The 17262-nt window shown below is 62.0% G+C and carries 21 protein-coding genes and 1 riboswitch; of the genes, 6 read left to right on the forward strand and 15 right to left on the reverse strand.

The window, feature by feature from the left end:
• Positions 1 to 220: 220 nt before the first annotated feature.
• The 3 genes from FEU76_RS15695 to trhP all read left to right on the forward strand — a co-directional run bounded on the left by FEU76_RS15695 (position 221) and on the right by trhP (position 3933).
• Positions 221 to 1522, forward strand: coding sequence for a D-alanyl-D-alanine carboxypeptidase family protein (locus FEU76_RS15695; protein ID WP_144984196.1), 1302 nt, complete (start codon positions 221 to 223; stop codon positions 1520 to 1522).
• Positions 1523 to 1600: 78 nt separating this feature from the next.
• Positions 1601 to 2476 carry a DMT family transporter gene (locus tag FEU76_RS15700; RefSeq protein WP_039180630.1) on the forward strand — a complete coding sequence of 292 codons (876 nt, stop codon included), beginning with the start codon at positions 1601 to 1603 and terminating at the stop codon, positions 2474 to 2476.
• A gap of 101 nt (positions 2477 to 2577) precedes the next feature.
• Entirely contained in the window at positions 2578 to 3933 is a 1356-nt protein-coding gene (trhP, locus tag FEU76_RS15705; protein ID WP_144984199.1) for a prephenate-dependent tRNA uridine(34) hydroxylase TrhP, read from the forward strand.
• On the opposite strand, the gene FEU76_RS15710 is transcribed toward trhP, so the two are convergent.
• The 7 genes from FEU76_RS15710 to FEU76_RS15740 form a co-directional block, all read right to left on the reverse strand.
• Positions 3926 to 4663: a DODA-type extradiol aromatic ring-opening family dioxygenase gene (locus FEU76_RS15710; protein WP_144984202.1), complete on the reverse strand. Its 738-nt coding sequence runs from the start codon at positions 4661 to 4663 to the stop codon at positions 3926 to 3928. The two genes, trhP and FEU76_RS15710, sit on opposite strands and share 8 nt — an antisense overlap.
• Before the next feature lie 53 nt (positions 4664 to 4716).
• The gene (locus tag FEU76_RS15715) at positions 4717 to 5127 is read right to left on the reverse strand and encodes a DoxX family protein (protein ID WP_016915796.1); all 411 of its coding nucleotides are present in this window, start codon (positions 5125 to 5127) and stop codon (positions 4717 to 4719) included.
• A 92-nt stretch (positions 5128 to 5219) separates the two neighbouring features.
• The gene (locus FEU76_RS15720; RefSeq protein ID WP_016915797.1) at positions 5220 to 6140 is read right to left on the reverse strand and encodes a LysR family transcriptional regulator; all 921 of its coding nucleotides are present in this window, start codon (positions 6138 to 6140) and stop codon (positions 5220 to 5222) included.
• Complete coding sequence (gene thiE / locus FEU76_RS15725) at positions 6137 to 6751, reverse strand: thiamine phosphate synthase (RefSeq protein WP_144984205.1); 615 nt, start codon at positions 6749 to 6751, stop codon at positions 6137 to 6139. The genes FEU76_RS15720 and thiE overlap by 4 nt, the downstream gene beginning before the upstream one ends.
• The gene (gene thiM / locus FEU76_RS15730; RefSeq protein WP_144984208.1) at positions 6741 to 7550 is read right to left on the reverse strand and encodes a hydroxyethylthiazole kinase; all 810 of its coding nucleotides are present in this window, start codon (positions 7548 to 7550) and stop codon (positions 6741 to 6743) included. The genes thiE and thiM overlap by 11 nt, the downstream gene beginning before the upstream one ends.
• Before the next feature lie 26 nt (positions 7551 to 7576).
• Positions 7577 to 7668: riboswitch (TPP riboswitch) on the reverse strand.
• Between the two features lie 48 nt (positions 7669 to 7716).
• A complete protein-coding gene (locus FEU76_RS15735) occupies positions 7717 to 8061 on the reverse strand; it encodes a hypothetical protein (RefSeq protein WP_144984211.1) in 345 nt (114 codons plus the stop codon).
• Positions 8062 to 8181: 120 nt separating this feature from the next.
• Positions 8182 to 8556 carry a DUF2237 family protein gene (locus FEU76_RS15740; RefSeq protein ID WP_039180609.1) on the reverse strand — a complete coding sequence of 125 codons (375 nt, stop codon included), beginning with the start codon at positions 8554 to 8556 and terminating at the stop codon, positions 8182 to 8184.
• Between the two features lie 206 nt (positions 8557 to 8762).
• Here FEU76_RS15740 and gloA point away from each other — a divergent pair, with 206 nt between their 5' ends.
• On the forward strand, positions 8763 to 9296 hold the full coding sequence (gene gloA / locus FEU76_RS15745) for a lactoylglutathione lyase (protein ID WP_039180607.1): 534 nt from the start codon (positions 8763 to 8765) through the stop codon (positions 9294 to 9296).
• Position 9297: 1 nt separating this feature from the next.
• Positions 9298 to 9663 carry a DUF6164 family protein gene (locus FEU76_RS15750; RefSeq protein WP_039180604.1) on the forward strand — a complete coding sequence of 122 codons (366 nt, stop codon included), beginning with the start codon at positions 9298 to 9300 and terminating at the stop codon, positions 9661 to 9663.
• On the opposite strand, the gene FEU76_RS15755 is transcribed toward FEU76_RS15750, so the two are convergent.
• Together FEU76_RS15755 and ampC are read right to left on the reverse strand one after the other, a co-directional pair.
• Positions 9644 to 10336, reverse strand: a complete 693-nt coding sequence (locus FEU76_RS15755) for a cupin domain-containing protein (protein ID WP_039180601.1) — start codon at positions 10334 to 10336, stop codon at positions 9644 to 9646. The two genes, FEU76_RS15750 and FEU76_RS15755, sit on opposite strands and share 20 nt — an antisense overlap.
• Before the next feature lie 139 nt (positions 10337 to 10475).
• Positions 10476 to 11624 carry a class C beta-lactamase gene (gene ampC / locus FEU76_RS15760; protein ID WP_446718812.1) on the reverse strand — a complete coding sequence of 383 codons (1149 nt, stop codon included), beginning with the start codon at positions 11622 to 11624 and terminating at the stop codon, positions 10476 to 10478.
• Positions 11625 to 11807: 183 nt separating this feature from the next.
• On the opposite strand from ampC, the gene FEU76_RS15765 reads away from it, so the two are divergent.
• Positions 11808 to 12695: a LysR family transcriptional regulator gene (locus FEU76_RS15765; protein ID WP_186299160.1), complete on the forward strand. Its 888-nt coding sequence runs from the start codon at positions 11808 to 11810 to the stop codon at positions 12693 to 12695.
• Positions 12696 to 12715: 20 nt separating this feature from the next.
• Here FEU76_RS15765 and FEU76_RS15770 read toward each other — a convergent pair whose 3' ends face one another.
• From FEU76_RS15770 to FEU76_RS15790, 6 genes are all read right to left on the reverse strand, one after another.
• Complete coding sequence (locus tag FEU76_RS15770; RefSeq protein WP_144984214.1) at positions 12716 to 13825, reverse strand: metal ABC transporter solute-binding protein, Zn/Mn family; 1110 nt, start codon at positions 13823 to 13825, stop codon at positions 12716 to 12718.
• Between the two features lie 22 nt (positions 13826 to 13847).
• Positions 13848 to 14738: a metal ABC transporter permease gene (locus FEU76_RS15775; RefSeq protein WP_039180585.1), complete on the reverse strand. Its 891-nt coding sequence runs from the start codon at positions 14736 to 14738 to the stop codon at positions 13848 to 13850.
• Entirely contained in the window at positions 14722 to 15456 is a 735-nt protein-coding gene (locus FEU76_RS15780) for a metal ABC transporter ATP-binding protein (RefSeq protein ID WP_016915809.1), read from the reverse strand. The genes FEU76_RS15775 and FEU76_RS15780 overlap by 17 nt, the downstream gene beginning before the upstream one ends.
• Positions 15453 to 15602 carry a hypothetical protein gene (locus FEU76_RS18615; protein ID WP_186299161.1) on the reverse strand — a complete coding sequence of 50 codons (150 nt, stop codon included), beginning with the start codon at positions 15600 to 15602 and terminating at the stop codon, positions 15453 to 15455. Before FEU76_RS18615 ends, FEU76_RS15780 begins: the two co-directional genes overlap by 4 nt.
• 158 nt (positions 15603 to 15760) lie before the next feature.
• Positions 15761 to 16426, reverse strand: coding sequence for a hypothetical protein (locus FEU76_RS15785; RefSeq protein ID WP_446718811.1), 666 nt, complete (start codon positions 16424 to 16426; stop codon positions 15761 to 15763).
• A 92-nt stretch (positions 16427 to 16518) separates the two neighbouring features.
• Positions 16519 to 16950 (reverse strand): DUF29 domain-containing protein, encoded by a 432-nt coding sequence (locus FEU76_RS15790; protein ID WP_096921633.1) that lies wholly within the window; start codon positions 16948 to 16950, stop codon positions 16519 to 16521.
• Positions 16951 to 17262: the final 312 nt, after the last annotated feature.

The following is a 17262-nucleotide window of genomic DNA, read 5'->3' on the forward strand; positions in this document are numbered from 1 at the left end:
ATTAATCTATATATAAGCCATCGGGCACATCCATTTGTCGGCAGGCCATGCTAGTCTTGTTCGGCTGGGCATGGCCATGTCAGGCGGTGCCAGGCCATCAGTGAGTGTGTGCCAAGTTATCAGGCGCGAGTGACGTTTAGCGGTGATGTACATTCATCAAGGGGCAGGTATGGCAGCAGAGGCAAGGTATTCACGGACAGCGGCAACGGTATGGCTGTTGATGCTCGGTCTACTGGTGATCGGCAGTATCACCAAAGCTCAGGCCAACCCCCGCTATGCGGGCATCGTCGTCGATCTGGAACATGGTGAAGTCCTCTATTCTGAGAACGCCGACGAAGCGCGCTACCCCGCCTCACTGACCAAGATGATGACCATGTACCTCACCTTCGAAGCGCTGGAGAGAGGGGACTTGCGGCTCGATCAGGCGCTGCCGGTGTCGGCTCAGGCGGCGGCCATGCCCGCCAGCAAGCTCTGGTTGTCAGCGGGCAGCACCATCAGCGTGGACACCGCCATGCGTGCCCTGGCGGTGCGCTCTGCCAACGACGTGGCCGTGGTGGTGGCCGAGGCCTTGGGCGGCAGTGAGCAGCGCTTTGCCCATATCATGACGGAGAAGGCCCGGGAGCTGGGCATGAGCAGGACGACTTTCCGCAATGCCTCGGGGTTGCCGGATGACCAGCAGGTCACGACGGCACGGGATATGCTGACCCTGTCGGTGCGTGTGATCCAGGACTTTCCTCAGTACTACCACTATTTTGGGCTGCAGGAGTTCACCCATCGTGGCACTCGCCATACCAGCCACAACCGCCTGGTGCGTGACTATCCCGGCGCCGACGGCCTGAAGACCGGCTTTATCCGTGCCTCCGGGTTCAATGTCGCGACCACTGCCGTACATAACGGTCGGCGTATGGTGGCGGTGGTGATGGGCGGTTTCACCGCCGCCTCCAGGGATACGCACATGGCCAGCCTGCTGGATCGCAGTTTCGAGCGCGCAGCGCTACGTGACCACCAGACCTGGATTGCCAACACCAGCTTCTCTCAGGAGTACATGGGCTTCGGGGGCTCACAGCAGCCGATCTCGCCTCCGCCCCCTCCCGAGCCCCCGTCTCGCCCGATGATGGCGCATATCGACACCAGCGCCCCGGTCACGGCGGCGGCCGTGGAAGCCCAGTGGTCACAAACCATGGCGCCTACGCCTTCCCCGCAGGGTGACCCGCTGCTGGCCTTGATCGAGCAGGAGCGTGGCTTTGCCTCGGCGGGAGCGGCACCGGCCTCCGGAGGTGGGAACTGGGGCATCCAGGTGGGCGCATTCAGCCAGGCGTATCAGGCGGAACAGTTGGCCCAGCAGGCTGCCCAGCGCTTACCCAGCGATGTAGGAGGGCAAGTCGCCATCGATACGCTGGAGGGGCGTTCGACGGTGTTCCGAGCACGTGTCGTGGCCCTGGATGAAGCACGTGCCCGTCAGGCCTGTCAGTCATTGCAGGCCCAGGGCATGGACTGCATGGTGGTGAACGCCAGCCTTTGACGCCACCCGGCACGCCAACGCCCCGCCAGTGCAGCATTGGCGGGGCGTTTTGTTTTATGCGACCACAGGAGGAACGCCATGACATCTTCCCTGAAAGGCATTCTCTGCATGTGTGCAGGCGTACTGTTTCTGGCCTTGGGAGACGCGGTATCGAAATGGTTGGGTGAGGTGCACTCGCCGCTGCAAATCATTTTTTTTAGAGCGCTGGTGTCGCTACCGCTGATCGCCCTGCTGGCTCATTTTGGTGGTGGGCTGCGCAAGCTGCGTACGCGCCGCCCGGGCGTGCACCTGCTGCGCGGGCTCATTTATACCGCCACCATGGTGTGCTTCGTCTGGGGGTTGACCCTGCTGCCGCTGGCGGAAGCCACGGCGATTGCCTTTGTGGCCCCGCTGTTCGTGACGCTGCTGTCGGTGCCGTTACTGGGTGAGCGTATCGACCCGCCAGTGCTGGCCGCTTCGCTGCTTGGCTTTGTCGGGGTGCTGATCGTGGTGCGGCCAGGTGGTGATGCCTTTCAACTGGGGGCCATGGTGGTGCTGGGAGCGGCGGTGTTCTACGCGCTGATGATGGTCACCGCGCGGCGCTATGGCGCCAACGAGCACCTGTGGGCCATGGTGTTCTACATGACGGCCGTGCCGCTGGTACTGACGGGCCTCAGCCTGCCCTGGGTATGGCAAACGCCCCATCCCTGGCACTGGCTGGGCTTTGCCGCCTCCGGGGTGCTGGGGGTGGGGGCCACGGCGTTCATCACCCTGGCCTTTCGCCATGCGCCCGCCGCCATTGCGGCGCCCTTCGATTACACCGCCATGCTGTGGGCCGTGCTGCTGGGGTGGTGGTTCTGGGGAGAACTGCCGGACGTCTGGGTCTGGGTAGGCAGCGCGCTGATCATGTGCAGCGGTCTGGCCATTGCCTATCACGACCGTCGCACCACCCTGAAACGTCGCCCCACGGCCTGACATGCACCGGGAATTGATCCAGGTCAGCAAACCGGCCGACGGGCCGCAACCGGAAAGGTGCGCTGGCTATAATGCCGCCCGTTCAAACAACGGTGACGGTTATGCAAGCTCCCGAACTTCTCTCGCCTGCGGGCACGTTTCACAACATGCGTTACGCGTTTGCCTACGGGGCCGATGCGGTCTACGCCGGGCAGCCACGCTACTCGCTACGGGTGCGCAATAACGACTTCAAGGTGGCGACGCTGCACCGGGGCATCGAGTATGCCCACGCCAGAGGCAAGCAGTTCTACGTGGCCTCCAACATCGCTGCGCACAATAGCAAGCTCACGACCTACCTGCGGGATATGGAGCCGGTGATCGAGGCTGGGCCGGACGCTCTGATCATGTCCGACCCCGGGCTGATCATGATGATCCGTGAGCGCTGGCCGCACCAAGTCATCCACCTGTCGGTGCAGGCCAACGTGGTGAACTGGGCCGCGGTCAAGTTCTGGCAGCGGCAGGGGATTCAGCGCATCATTCTTTCTCGGGAGCTGTCGCTGGAAGAGGTGGCCGAGATCCGCACCGAATGCCCGGATATCGAGATCGAGACGTTCGTTCACGGTGCGCTGTGCATCGCATATTCAGGGCGCTGCCTGCTCTCGGGGTACGTCAATCGCCGTGACCCGAACCAGGGCACCTGCACCAACGCCTGCCGCTGGCAATACAAGATGCTGGATGCCACTCAGGATGCCACCGGCGACCTGATACCCGTGGCGGCGGACACCGAGCGGGCCGCGTTGATCGAAGATGTCTCCCGGCCGGGCAAGCGGATGCCCATCTACGAAGACGAGCACGGCACTTACCTGTTCAACTCCAAGGACCTGCGCGCCGTGCAGCACGTGGCACGCTTGGCGCGCCTGGGTGTGGCGTCACTGAAAATCGAAGGACGCACCAAGTCCCACTACTACGTGGCGCGTACTGCGCAGGTGTATCGTCAGGCCATTGACGATGCCGTGGCAGGCCGCCCCTTCGACATGGGCTTGATGGATCAGTTGGAAAACCTGGCCAACCGAGGCTATACCGAGGGCTTTTATCGCCGCCATGTGCACGATGAGTTTCAGAACTACGAGCGCGGCCACTCCGTTGGCGTGCACCAGCAGTTCGTGGGCGACATCATCGGCGTCGATGCCACGGGCAGCCTGCTGGACGTCGAGGTCAAGAATCGCTTCGAAGTGGGCGATACCATGGAGCTGATGCTGCCCGGCGGCAATCGTCGTTTCGTGCTGAAGCAGATGGAAAACGGGCGCGGTGAGTATCAGACTGCCGCACCCGGCTCAGGGCATCGTGTCCGCATAGCGCTACCTGGCGCGCCCATCGCCCCGGAGCAGTGGGAGTTTGCCCTGTTGATGCGGGATCTTCCTACCGCTCCCTCCCACACTCCCGCCCAGGCCAGCCATCTGGGCGTGGCCGTCAGTTGAACGCGTAGACATCCATCGCCAGCACGCCGTGCTCGACGCTATGGTGCAGCCGCTGGCCCTGGCCCCCGGCTCCCATGGCGACCAGTAACGGTTGGAAGTGCTCCGGCGTGGGATGGTTGCGCTGGGCATGGGGAGCCGTTTGCCATGTCAGCAGCGCCTCCCGCGCGTCTTTTTCCAGTTGAGTGTGTGCCCAATCGGCAAAGGCATCCACCCAGCCTGGTGCCTGGCTGCCCTGGGGCAGTAGCGCATGCAGGTTATGGGTCAGGCTGCCGGAGCCCACGACCAGAATACCTTCGCTGCGCAGGTGGGCAAGCCGCTGGCCCAACTCCATCAGCGCCGCGTTGCTCCACCGGCTGGGAAGCGACAGCGACACGACCGGTAGCCTGGCCTCGGGGTACATCAGGGAAAGTGGCACCCAAGCGCCGTGGTCCATGCCGCGCTCCACGAGTCTGGCACCGAGCGTGTTGCCCAGCGTTGCGGCCAGGGCTGGGTCCCCCGGTGCCGGGTACTGCACGGCGAACAACGCCGCCGGAAAACCGCCAAAATCGTGGAGGGTCTCGGGGTGAGCGCTCTGACTGATGAGCAGCTCCGGCGTTTCCCAGTGGGCTGAGACCACGACGATGGCCTTGGGGCGAAGCGTCTGGCCCAGCTCACGCAGGAACTGGTGAGCGGGCGTGGGGGTCAGCGCCAGCATGGGCGAGCCGTGAGAGATAAACAGGCTAGGTAACATAAGGCACCTCGATGTGCAGCCTGCCAGCGTAGGCACGCCAGCAGGCCAGTGGCTCACGCGAAGCGGCGTGCAACGACCAGGCTGCCGCTGCCAAGGCCGGCTTGCACGACCAGTGCAATGGCCCAGAATACCGGGAATTCCCAGCCGCCGCCCGGGTTGGAAAAGAGCCAGCCGTTACCGATATGTACCCAGGCGGCTCCCAGCAAAACCGGTACCAGGGCAAGGCTGACCCAGCGGGTATAGATACCCAGCAGCAAGGCCAGGCCTCCGCCGACTTCCGCCGCAATGGTCAGGTAGGCCAGAAAGCCTGGCAGGCCCAGCGACTCAAAATAGCCGACCGTTCCAGGCAGGGTGAACACGAATACTTTCAACAGCCCGTGGGCCAGGGTCATTATGCCCAGGCTGATGCGCAGCAGGGCAGTGGCATGCAGGTGTGATGCTTGAGTCGTCAGTGTCGTCGTCATGGTGTTCTCTCGTGGTCGTCGGCATCCCCTCTGGATGCGATGACGCCACTGTACGACGACTGCCTGTCTGGATAATCCCCGCTTTTGGCACTTCACTGTTGCGCTGGGCGCGACAATCCCAGCGCCTTCTCCCAGGCGGGTGGGTCGCCCCAGGCAACCGTCAACTGGTCGATCAGGCGTGCCACTTTGGCAGGCAAAAACTGCCGGGCAGGATAGAGCGCGTGGATGTCCAGGTACGTGGGAGGTATCTCCTGCAATAGCGGCACCAGGCGGCCCTGGGCGATGCTTTCGGTCACCAGGAAGCTGGGCTGATGGGCGATGCCTAGCCCGGCTTCTGCGGCATGGGTCAGCATATCGCCGTTATTGCTCTCCAGCGGTCCGTCGACACTCAACCACTGCTGCCCCACGCGCCAGTCGCCGCTGTTCTGGCCGCTGCGATAGCGTAGGCAACGATGGTCGGCCAGCGCCTCCAGGCGGGTGGGAGTGCCGTGCTGCGCCAGGTAGTCAGGAGAGGCGCAGAACACCATCTGGCAGCGTGCCAGGCGCTTGGCCACCAGGCTGGAATCCGGCAGGCTGCCAATGCGAATGGCCAGGTCGTATCCCTCTTCGAGCAGGTCTACACGGCGGTCATTGAGGTCCAGGCGCACCTCCAGGTGGGGATGATCCCGCATGAAGCGAGCCACCTCGGGAGCCAGGTAGCGAGTGCCAAAGCTCATGGGCCCGTTGATGCGCAGTCGTCCGCTCACGCTTTGAAGGCCGCTACCCACTTCATTGGCAGCCTCCTCCAGAGCCAGCAGGATCGCCTGTGCGCGGGCCAGATAGCGCTCGCCTGCTTCCGTCAGGTGCAGCCGCCGGGTGGTGCGCTGTATCAGCCGCGCGCCCAGCGATTCCTCGAGCGCCATGACCCGGCGCGATAGCAAGGTGCGCGAGAGGTCCAGGGCCTCCGCCGCCCGCGTGTAACTGCCTAACTCGGCCACCTTGACGAAGGCTGTCAGCTGGTCGAACTGGGTCATGACCTGAAGAACGCCTGGGCCGCCTGACGTGGGTCAGGATGGCCGCAAATGGCCGAGATCACCGCGAGCCCGTGGGCACCGGCGGCTTTCACCTGGGCGGCGTGCTCGGCTTTCAAGCCGCCGATGGCCACGCTGGGCAGCGGGCAGGCACTGGCCAGCTGGGCCAGCCCGGTAAAACCGATGGGCTGCGCGTGGTCCTGCTTGCTCCCGGTGGCAAACACGGGCCCCAGCCCCACGTAATCCAGCAGCGCCACGGGGGCACGCTGCAACTGCTCCAGGGTATTGATGGAGAGCCCGATGATCGCCTGCTCGCCCAGTACCTGGCGGGCCTGCACCACGTCCGTATCGCTCTGGCCAACGTGCAAGCCGTCGGCACCGCTTGCGTGCGCCACGTTCAGCCGGTCATTGATGATCAGCGGCACTCCGCTACCTGCCAGCACTTCCTTGAGACGCTTGGCCTGGGCAATCATGGCCTCGTCGCTAGCCTGTTTGTCGCGTAGCTGGACCAGTGTGACGCCTCCTGCCACGGCGGCTTCCACGGTACGTTCCAGGCCCGTGGAGGCGCATAGCTGAGCATCCGTGACCAGATAGAGCGTAAGATCAACCGACATGTAGGGTCTCCGAGTGAGGTAGTGCAGGCAGGTCATCTGCCGTGAGCGAGTACAGGGTATCCAGCAGCGTCACATAGAAACTGCCTGGCCCTTCGGCCTGCTGCCCGGCGTGGCTGCCTGCCAGATTGAAGTAGGTCAGGGCGCCGAGCGTGGCGGCCAGCGGGGCGTGACGGTTGGCCGCCACGAAACCGGCGACCAGCGCGCTGAGCCCGCAGCCCAGGGTGGTTACCCGTGGCATCAGCGGGTGGCCACCGGCCAAACGATACAGCGACTGGCCATCGGTGACGATATCGGTGGCCCCGGTCATGGCGACGACACAGTGATATTGGCGAGCCAGGGTGATGGCCGCTTGGATGGCATCGTCGGTGCTGACCGTGGCATCCACGCCCCGGCCCTGGTGGGCAAGGCCGCTCAGCGCCATGATTTCCGAAGCATTGGCACGAATCACACTGGGCTGGTAAGCCAGCAGGGACAGGCAGGTTTGCTGGCGCAGCCGCGTGGCACCCACGGCAACCGGGTCCAGCACCCAGGGCACCGCGTGGGCCTGGGCAGAGTGGGCGGCCAGCTGCATGGCCTCGGCCCAAGGGGTAGAGAGCGTACCGATGTTGATCGAGAGCGCTCCCGCGATGGCGGTAAATTCCGCCACTTCTTCCTGGGCATGCAGCATGGCGGGGGAGGCCCCGGCGGCCAGCAGCAGGTTGGCGGTACTGTTCATGGCAACATAGTTGGTGATGCAGTGAACCAGCGGGGTCTGGTCACGCAGCGCGAGCAGCGTCTCGCGCGGGCTGGGTAGGGTCATGACTTCCTCCCGGCAGGGAGGTGGTGAATGGAAGCACCACGACTCCCTACGCCGGTGCTATCCGGTTCAGGTTCAAAGGGTGCTTCTCAGCCGCGTCGCGGCGCCCCTGTCGTAGGCGTACTATCCTCGGCCAGGCGGGATGTGTAAAGCCAATGGCGCGGAAAGATCAGCGAAACGCGATGCGCGTGCCGTAGGTCAGCATTTCATCGGGCGTTATGGCGCTGCCCGAGACGCCGATCATCTCGTCGCCACACTGGTCGGAACAGGTCAATACGCCGTGGGTCAGCCCAAGTTGCCCGAGGGTGTCGCGGATTTCGCCGGTGCCCAGAAACGTGCTGACTTGCCCCTGTGCATTGCTCAGGTCCGAGACGCCGTGGGCATGATGAAAGCGGACCTTGTAGATGCCATCCATCGAGACGACCTCCACGATGGGGGAAAAGCCGTTCTGTAGCGCGTTGGCCAACTGCTTCAACGTCAGGCGATCATCTAGCGTCATTTCAATGTCGGTCATGACACACTCCCAGGCTAACGATACGCTGAATGTACAGCTATAGAGATAGTAGTGTAGAAGAGCTGCATAGAAAATCCACTGCGACCAATGCCTGGGGAAGCGCTCCGCGCGCTGGCAGGCCTAGTGCACTGCATCCAGGGCGTGTTGTTGCAGTTTGATCAGCGGAATGATGTCCAGCGTGCGTGCATTGGTGCCTGACAGAATCACCGGCGGGGCCAGACCGACCTCTGCGGCTTCTGCCCAACGGTGGGCACACAGGCACCAGCGATCACCGGGCCGCAGGCCAGGAAAGCCGTACTCGGGGCGCGGGGTGACCAGGTCATTGCCCTGCGCGCGGGAAAACGCCAGGAACTCCTCGGTGACCATGGCACATACCGAATGAATGCCCACATCGTCGGTGCCGACCCGGCAAAAGCCATCACGATAAAACCCCGTCTTGGGCGAGTGACAGCAGGGGGTGAGCGGCTCACCCAGTACATTGAGATCACGTGACATGCGGCCTCCTCAGGCAGGGGCTAGAATTATCGCAGCGCCGCCCTCATACATGATCCAAGGGGCGGTAACGGCGGATTCGATGGGGTTCGCGTTAGCAGCAGCCTAAAGCCTTGTACATGGTATGGGCTTCGTCAAAGTATTTACGTACCAAAGTGCCTACTTGGGTACCAATTGCCAGATACATCACGCAGCAACAGGAGAAAGTCATGTCGTTTTCAGGTGAACAGCATCCCGGTGTTGCCCCTGCGGCTCCCCAGACCCAAGGGTTTCGGTTGAATCACACCATGCTGAGGGTCAAGGACCCGGAGCGCGCGCTGGCGTTCTATTCCCGCGTATTTGGCATGCAGGTGCTGCGGCGGCTGGATTTCGAAGAAATGCAGTTCTCGCTCTATTTTCTGGCCAACGTGGAAGCCGACGACCAGGTGCCGGAGGACCAGAGCGCTCGCACCGCCTGGACTTTCAGCCAGAAGGGCCTGCTGGAACTGACCCACAACTGGGGCACCGAAACCGAGCAGGACTTTGCCTACCACGACGGCAATGCCGAGCCCCAAGGGTTTGGCCACATCTGCTTCAGCGTGCCGGACCTGGAGGCCGCCCAAGCCTGGTTCGACGAGCACGATGTCACCTTCGTGAAGCGTGCCGACCAAGGCAAGATGAAAGACGTCATTTTCGTCAAGGACGCGGATGGCTACTGGATCGAAGTGATTCAGGCGGATCGCATGGCGGCATTGGGCGGCTAACATGGCACATTTGCTGTTCCGGTTGCGCCACGTGACCGATGAAGAGGCCATGGAAGTGCGCCAACTGCTGGATGAACACGGCTTCGACGTGTATGAAACCCAGGCGGGGTTTTTCCGCCTGGGGGTCGATGCCATCTGGCTGCGCAACCCGGACCAGCGAGATGACGCCGAGGCGCTGCTGGCGCAGTACCAGGTCGAACGCCAGGCCAGCGCGCGAAAGGCCCACCAGGAAGCGCTGGCCCGCAACGAAGCGCCGACCTGGGGGCGGCGTTTACGGGAGCAGCCGATTCAGATCGCGCTGGTGATGGTCGCCGTGATTCTGATCGCGCTGCTGACCCTGCTGCCGTTCATTGGGCTGGCGCGTTAGCCTGGCACACCGCATCCGTCAGGTGCCCGCGTTTCATGTACATCATGACGCCGTGTTCACCGGCCCGCAGCGATGGGGTGGCCCCAGGTGGGAAGCGGCACCAGCTGCCCTGCGGGTATTCGTTGCCCGCCTCGTAGAGCGAGCCTTCCAGTACCAGCAGTTCCAGCCCGCCCGGTAGCGCAGGGTAGTCGATGGTCACCTCATGCTCCCAACGTTCCAGGCTGACCCGCTCCTGCGCGTAGGTGTGCAGCATCTTGTAGCCGATGCCTGGCCGCCGGTCGGGCTGCCAGGGCAGGCGGTGGGCAGGAATGGCCAGCTGCAGCAGGTCGTTGTCATCGAATTGATGCAGTTTCACCAGAATCAGCGCACCCTCTTCGCCAATATGGGGCGTATGGCCAGTGCCAATGGGATTGCGCAGGTAGCTGCCCGCAGGGTAGCGGCCATGTTCGTCGGCAAACACGCCCTCCAGCACCAGAATCTCTTCACCGCCGCCATGGGTATGGTGGCTGAACTGGCTGTGCGGCGCGTAACGTACCAGGCTGGTGGCGCGGGCGACTTCCTCGCCAATCCGGTCCAGCATCATACGTTCCACGCCTGCACTGGGCGACGCGACCCAGTGATACTGCTCCGGCGTCATACAGGCAAAGTGGCTAAAATCGGCGTTCAGGCGCATGGGCTTGGCTCTTTGCAATGAGTGAGATGAGCAGGGAGAGGGGCTAGTCTCCTTTATCAGCGCTGCAAAACGCAATCTTCCCTGATGCTTGACCTCGTCATTTGCAAACAAACCGCCGCTCGAAAGCGGCGGTTTTTCATTACGGGGTGTCGGTCAGTGCACTGAGAATATGGTGAGCCGTCTCGATACGCGCCTGATTGGGGTAGTTGCGGTTTGCCAGCATCACCATGGCGATCTGCTCGCTGGGCACGAAGACCACATAGCCGCCGAAGCCATTGGTTGAGCCCGTCTTGTTGTAGTAGGCCGCTTGCCGAGGGGCTTGCGGTGGCGTGAGGCGATGTGCCGGGTTGGGCGCCAAAATCATCTCGAGCGAATTGCCTTCCAGCAGTGTCTCCAGGGTCACCGGGTAGTGATAATGCTCCCAGCCCAGGCCCTGGGTCATGGGGCCAACGTCGAAGTAGCCTGTGCGTGTCGTTGCCAAGGCGTCATCCAGCCGTTCCGTCGTGCCGCTGGCATGGGCCGGGTCTCGCATGTTCGCTTCCAGAAAGGTCAGCACGTCGGCGGCATTGGCTTTCAGCCCGTAGGCCTGGGCATCCAGCACGCCTGGGTTCACCCGAATGGGCTCATCCTCCTTCGAGTAGCCATAGGCATAATGTGCCCGTTGCGCGTCGGGCACTTGAAAATGGGTGTGTTCGAGCCCGAGCGGTATGAACAGCGCTTTTTCCATCAGCGTCTCGAAAGGGCTGCCCAAACGTTGCGCGGTGAGATAGCCCAGCAAACCGATGCTCGGATTGGAATACAGACGTTGTGCCCCTGGAGCCGATTCGGGTTGCCATTGGCGATAGTAATCGATCATTTGCTCTTCTGATTGCACCGAGTCCGGAAACTGCAGCGGAAGCTCGCCTGCCGTGTAGGTGCCCAGTTCCAGCAGGGTGATCTCATCGAAGGCACTGCCTTCAAGGGCTGGCCAGTAGCCGCTGGCGGGGTCCGAGAGGGAAAGGGCACCGCTGGCCTGCGCGTAGCCCGCCAGGGCAGCCGTGAAAACCTTGCTGATAGAGCCTAGTTCGAAAAGCGTCTCATCCGTGACCGGCTCCTCCGTCTCCAGGTTTGCAAGCCCATAATTAAAGTAATACGGCTGCCCCTGAATGCTTAGCGCGACGGCCATGCCGGGGATACGATACTGTTCCATCAGCGGGGTGATCGTGCTGTCCAGCAACGCTTGAAGATCGGCCTCGTGAGGCTCTTCGAGCGCCCAGGCTGCCCCGCTGAAAAGTAAGGAGGAGGCCATGAGAAGACAGCGGCGTGCTGAAAACGGCGTGCGCATGCAAAACTCCTGTTGCGATGAGTCATGTCGGTGGAAGGCAGCTCTGGTCGATACAAAAGCCACGGGTGACTAAAATAAAGAGCGCGATGGGTCTCCACAAATGGCAAGATTTTGCATGAGCTATTAGAAAAATTTGGGGGTGGCGCAGTGCGTTCCTATTTGCCGTTGAAGGCTCTGCGGGCCTTTGAGGCATCGGCCAGACATTTGAGCTTCACGCGTGCAGCAGAAGAGCTGCACGTGACACAGGCGGCCGTGAGCCATCAGGTCAAGCGCCTGGAAGGGCTATTGAAGGTGCCGCTATTCACACGTTTGCCCCGAGGGCTAATGCTGACTCAGGAAGGCGAGCTGCTGTTGCCTGTGCTGAAGAATGCGTTCGATCAGATGTCGCATACGTTGGAGCGGTTAGGCGAAAGCCGTCATCGTGAGGTCTTGAACGTGGGTGTGGTGGGTACGTTTGCCGTGGGTTGGCTGCTGCCACGGCTGGCAGACTTTCATGACGCGTATCCGTTCGTCGATTTACGGCTCTCCACCCACAACAATCGTGCCGATCTAGCCGCTGAAGGTCTCGACTTTGCGATTCGCTTTGGCACGGGCGCCTGGCATGGCACAGCGGCTCAGCCACTACTGCCTGCATCGCTTTCGGTGCTGTGTGCTCCGGATATTGCTGTACGGCTCGACACGCCAGCCGATGTGTTGCATGAAACCTGGCTGCGTTCGTATCGTGCCGATGAGTGGGCCGAGTGGTTGTTGGCCGCCGGATTGCCTCGTAGCCTTCCCACGACCCAGAGCATCGTCTTCGACTCTTCCATTGCCATGGTGGAAGCCGCGCTTCAAGGGGTGGGCGTGGCATTGGCGCCACCGTTGATGTTTTCTCGGCAGCTGAGCAGTGGTGCGCTGGTGCAGCCTTTCGACACCACTGTCAGTCTGGGGGGGTACTGGCTGACACGCCTGCAAGCGCGGGCAGAAACCCATGCCATGGCGTCTTTCAGGCAGTGGCTGCTCACCACGATCAACCTGCGGGAGGCTGAGCGGTAAGCAGCCGTTGACCTCAATGATCAGTGACGATGACCATGATCACCGTGGTCGTGGTCGTGGTCGTGGTCGTGGTCGTGGTCGTGGTCGCCATGACCATGATCATCGTGGCCTGGTTCGGCCAGGGCGGCGTGGAGTACCGTGGCGTTGTGGCGCATCATGCCCAGGTAATTGCTGGCATCGCCCTCACTGGCCAGCGCATCCGCGTAAAGCGTGCCAGCAATGGGCAGGCCGGTTTCTTCGGCCAGTTGCACGATAATGGATTGGTTGGTCATGTTCTCGTGGAACAGCGCCTGAACGTTCTCCTGCTCGATCACGTCCACTAGCGCTGCCATGCTGGCGCCGCTGGGGTCTGCTTCGGTAGAGAGCCCTGCCGGAGACAGGAAGTTGACCCCATAGGCACGGGAGAAGTAACCGAAGGAGTCATGGCCGGTGATGACGCTGGCGGAAGCCGGGATCTCACTGATCAGCGCACGAATCTCGGCATCCAGCTCCGCCATGTCAGCCAGGTAGCGATCGGCATTGGCCTGATACTGCTCGGCGTTGTCCGCATCGACTTCCATCAAGCCGTCGCGGATGTTCTCGACGTAGACCCGCGCCTGGGTCATGTCCTGCCAGGCATGGGGATCATCGTCGCCGTGCTCATGGTCATCATGGCCATGACCATGTTCATGATCGTCGTGCCCGTGATCGTGGCTGTGTCCATGATCGTGGCTATGCCCATGATCATGCCCGTGATCGTGTCCATGGTCGCGATCGTCATGCCCATGATCGTCATGGCCCGCGTAGGCCAGGGCGTTGATGCCATCCGTCGTGGTGACCACCGGGCCTTGATAGTCGCTGGAGTCGATCAGTCGCTCCATCCAGCCTTCGAACAGCAGGCCGTTGAAGACCACCAGATCGGCCTCGGCCAGCGCACGGGCATCACCCGGGCGCGGCGAGTAGACGTGTGCATCGCCGTCAGGGCCGACCAGGGAAGTGACCTCGACATGCTCGCCGCCCACGTTCTCGACCATATCGGCCAGAATCGAGAAGCTGGTGACCACCTGCACACGCTCATTGGCGATGGCGGCAGGCAGGGCCAGCATGGCCGAAACGCCTACCAGCCAGCGGGACGTATGGGAAAGGGACATGACAAACTCCTTTAGTGAATGATCAGGATGTCTGCTCCAGGGCGAGTGGCTTGGTCTTGCGTCGCAGCTTGGCCGCTAAGCTGTGATAGCGACCCAACAGTGCTGACAACAAGTAAGCCACCCCTGCGAGCAGGATAATGCTTGGCCCCGAAGGGGTATCAAAATGGAACGACAGCAGCAGCCCGCCAGTGCTCGACACCATGGCCAGCACCACCGCGATGCCGATCAAACCTTCCAGCCGCTTGCTCCAGAACCGGGCCGCCGTGGCGGGCAACATCATCAGCCCCACGGCCATCAGCGTGCCCAGGGTTTGGAAGCCCGCCGTCAGGTTCAGCACCAGCAGCCCCAGAAACACGCTATGCACCCAGCCACTGCGGCGGCTTTGGCCGCGCAAGAACAGCGGGTCCAGGCACTCCACCACCAGCGAGCGGAAAATGACTGCCAGCGTGACCACGATGAGCGTGCTGATACCGGCAATCAGCAGCAGGGCGGTCGAGTTGATGGCCAGGATGGAGCCAAACAGCACGTGGGTTAAATCCACGCTGCTGCCGCCCATGGAAATCAACATGACACCCGCCGCCAGCGAAATGATGAAAAAGCTCGCCATGGCTGCGTCTTCCCGCTGGCCGCCCATTTTGGAAACGGCCCCGGCCAGGAGCGCCACCATCAGCCCGAACAGCACGCCGCCTACACTCATCACCGGCAGCGAAAACCCCGCCAGCAAGAAGCCCAGCGCCACTCCCGGCAAAATGGCATGGGCCATGGCATCGCCAATCAGGCTCATGCCGCGCAGCACCAGAAACACGCCCAGCGGCGGCGCGGCCAAGGAAAGTGCCAGCCCACCCACCACGGCGCGGCGCATGAAGCCGTAATCGAACGGCGCGATAAACCACGCGTCAAGCAGTGCCAGCATGACGACCTCCCAACGAGAAGGGCACCACCTGGGCGGGGGCGTGATGCGTGTGCAAGGCACTCGGTGCCACCCAACGGCCATGGCCGCCGCTCAGCATCAGCACCTCATCGGCCAGGCGGCGCAGGTGGTCCATGTCGTGTAGCACGATGATGATCGTCACGCCTTCATCGGCCATCTGGCGCAGGATACGGATCAAGATATCCACCGTGTCGCTGTCCACGTTGGCGAACGGCTCATCCAGCAGCAGCAGCTCGGCTTCCTGCATCAGCGTGCGGCCAATCAGTGCCCGCTGGCGCTGGCCGCCGGACAGCTCGCCCAGTGGCCGATGTGCCAAATGGGAGATGCCCAGCCGCGCCATGATCTCGCGACCCTTGCGGTAGTGCGCCGCGCAGTAACCTTTCATGGCCCCATGGCTTGGCCAACTGCCGGTCATCACCAGCTCTTCCACGCTCATGGGGAAGGTCAGATCCAGAGCCAACTGCTGCGGCAACCAGGCACGACGCGCCTTGTCTACCGTGCACACCACTTTGCCGCTGATGGGCCGGAGTTCGCCCATGATGGCCTGAATCAGGGTGCTTTTACCTGCGCCGTTGGCACCAATCAGCGCGGTGATCGCGCCGCGCTTGATGTCGCCGTCCACATGCTCCAGCACGGTGCGCCCACCCTGTGCCAGGTGCAGGTCGTGCAGTTGCAGGCGCGAAGAGGAACGCTCACTCATAGCGGCCACCCGCCTGCCCACACCACCAGCCCCCACAACGCCAGCAGGGGAAGGGCAACCAACCCCAGCCGTTTGGTGGCCGACAACGACATCAGCGAAAAATGACAAGGACCTTCCTTGTTATGGCGATGCATGTGCTCACTCATCGAGCAACCTCACTCACGAATAAATAAGTTATAACATAACGAATAGAGAAACAAAAAAAGAGCCGCATATTTTACGCGCTCATGCGGCCCTGACAACGACAAGCGTACCTATAAAAAGTGCCCGGCAAGCCGAGCACGAAAAGCAGCCTGGCCCACCTTCAGAACCGCCAGGTCGCGCTCAGCTGTTGAGGGGTAACCAGCAGGGCATATTCGCCTTCCAGCGTGACCGGGCCCAGCGACACACGGGCCGGTTGGAAGTGGTTGATCGCGCGGGACGCCTGATTAGGCTGGGTCCAGATCTGTAATTCATTGATCAGCATGCCGGTGGCAAAATTGACCGCGCCATCCCGCTCCCGGCCATCGGCCGCAATCACCGCGCCGGCCACGCTGTTCACCACCAGGGAGCTGACCCGCGCTTCCCAGCCACGGCGTTCGCGTTCTGCCTGGGCCAACTGCAGGCCCAACGCCTGCACCCCGCTCAACTCGCCCTGGGCCTTCAGCCGCTCATACTCTGCCAGCGCCGCCCGATGTGGCTGGCGATCGGTGAGCGTCCCCGCCAGCGCCAGCGCCGACTTCACCACGCCAATGCGCGCATCGAAACGGTCATCTCGGCTGCTGGCCTCGCTGGACTGGTAGGCATCGACCACCAGGCTGGCCGCGTAAATGCCGCTCCAGCCCGCCTCCCACCACTGCGCCTGACGCGCCCCGTTCTCGAACACGCGGTCGTACGTGGCCCACTCATTTCCAGTTTGCGCCTGGGCGGGCAGTGTCAGCATTAGCGTTGCTGCTGCAAAAAGCACTCGCAAATAACGTTGTAACTGCATTGGGAACCGCCTGAAGGGCCGAGAAATTAGCGTTAAGCGTAGCATGAGGGGAGTACGAACTTGTAAAAAGATAGGTGCTGGCCGCGCCTTGGCTAGTGCTGGCTGGGCTGAAAACTCATAGCCTCTTCAAAGCCGTATAGGCACTGCTCAGGGAACTCCTGAGGTTCTCGATCCGCTTCAATTGCTGCGGCGCGACGAGCATCGTCGTAAGCCTCGCACATCAATTCTGGCAGTGAGGCGTTTAAGCTAGGGTTATCTTCCAGTAAACGCTGCGTTTTGGCTTGAGCATCCTGAATCGTCAATCGCCAGCTACGCGAGCGCCGTTCTGGCTGGTAATCCCATGTCAGCAGATACATTAGCAAACGGGCCAGTTGGCGAATCAAGGCGCGTCGCTCGTTTTTACCCATACTTTCAATTTCCTCGGCCAAGTGCTCGAGATCCAGCTTATCCAATTCGCCAGCTCGAAGAAGACCTGCCTGCTCAAGCGCCCAAGCGTAGGCATCCTGTTCATAATGAATGGCCATTGTCCTGATTTACCCCGCTGGTTTGCTGATCTTGCATATTCAAGTGTAAGTCAATCCTCATCACCAAACGATACAAACGGTGTGTCCATGATTCCGACCTTGCACACCGGCCCATAGGGTGACTTTTCGGCGGAGAAGCAAAGCGTGATGAGGATCAATGGTGTTTCAGGGCGAAGAGTTCTTAGATGGTGGCAAGAACAATAGGAGAGCCGCCATGGGTGTAGTGGTCAAGTGTTTTTGGCCACTGAGTTCTGAGCATTCCAGTAATGCTTTTCTGCCACATTCGGCGGCAGTCCATCGTTGCGTTTATGC

This window comes from Halomonas sp. C22, from assembly GCF_007655045.1.
Classification (GTDB): Bacteria; Pseudomonadota; Gammaproteobacteria; order Pseudomonadales; family Halomonadaceae; genus Vreelandella; species Vreelandella hamiltonii.

Bases quoted from the DNA above. Each gene is read 5' to 3' on its own strand.
- FEU76_RS15695 (WP_144984196.1), top strand. From the start codon at position 221: ATGCTCGGTCTACTGGTGATCGGCAGTATCACCAAAGCTCAGGCCAAC.
- FEU76_RS15700 (WP_039180630.1), top strand. From the start codon at position 1,601: ATGACATCTTCCCTGAAAGGCATTCTCTGCATGTGTGCAGGCGTACTG.
- trhP (WP_144984199.1), top strand. From the start codon at position 2,578: ATGCAAGCTCCCGAACTTCTCTCGCCTGCGGGCACGTTTCACAACATG.
- FEU76_RS15710 (WP_144984202.1), bottom strand. From the start codon at position 4,663: ATGTTACCTAGCCTGTTTATCTCTCACGGCTCGCCCATGCTGGCGCTG.
- FEU76_RS15715 (WP_016915796.1), bottom strand. From the start codon at position 5,127: ATGACGACGACACTGACGACTCAAGCATCACACCTGCATGCCACTGCC.
- FEU76_RS15720 (WP_016915797.1), bottom strand. From the start codon at position 6,140: ATGACCCAGTTCGACCAGCTGACAGCCTTCGTCAAGGTGGCCGAGTTA.
- thiE (WP_144984205.1), bottom strand. From the start codon at position 6,751: ATGTCGGTTGATCTTACGCTCTATCTGGTCACGGATGCTCAGCTATGC.
- thiM (WP_144984208.1), bottom strand. From the start codon at position 7,550: ATGACCCTACCCAGCCCGCGCGAGACGCTGCTCGCGCTGCGTGACCAG.
- FEU76_RS15735 (WP_144984211.1), bottom strand. From the start codon at position 8,061: ATGACCGACATTGAAATGACGCTAGATGATCGCCTGACGTTGAAGCAG.
- FEU76_RS15740 (WP_039180609.1), bottom strand. From the start codon at position 8,556: ATGTCACGTGATCTCAATGTACTGGGTGAGCCGCTCACCCCCTGCTGT.
- gloA (WP_039180607.1), top strand. From the start codon at position 8,763: ATGTCGTTTTCAGGTGAACAGCATCCCGGTGTTGCCCCTGCGGCTCCC.
- FEU76_RS15750 (WP_039180604.1), top strand. From the start codon at position 9,298: ATGGCACATTTGCTGTTCCGGTTGCGCCACGTGACCGATGAAGAGGCC.
- FEU76_RS15755 (WP_039180601.1), bottom strand. From the start codon at position 10,336: ATGCGCCTGAACGCCGATTTTAGCCACTTTGCCTGTATGACGCCGGAG.
- ampC (WP_446718812.1), bottom strand. From the start codon at position 11,624: ATGGCCTCCTCCTTACTTTTCAGCGGGGCAGCCTGGGCGCTCGAAGAG.
- FEU76_RS15770 (WP_144984214.1), bottom strand. From the start codon at position 13,825: ATGTCCCTTTCCCATACGTCCCGCTGGCTGGTAGGCGTTTCGGCCATG.
- FEU76_RS15775 (WP_039180585.1), bottom strand. From the start codon at position 14,738: ATGCTGGCACTGCTTGACGCGTGGTTTATCGCGCCGTTCGATTACGGC.
- FEU76_RS15780 (WP_016915809.1), bottom strand. From the start codon at position 15,456: ATGAGTGAGCGTTCCTCTTCGCGCCTGCAACTGCACGACCTGCACCTG.
- FEU76_RS18615 (WP_186299161.1), bottom strand. From the start codon at position 15,602: ATGAGTGAGCACATGCATCGCCATAACAAGGAAGGTCCTTGTCATTTT.
- FEU76_RS15785 (WP_446718811.1), bottom strand. From the start codon at position 16,426: ATGCAGTTACAACGTTATTTGCGAGTGCTTTTTGCAGCAGCAACGCTA.
- FEU76_RS15790 (WP_096921633.1), bottom strand. From the start codon at position 16,950: ATGGCCATTCATTATGAACAGGATGCCTACGCTTGGGCGCTTGAGCAG.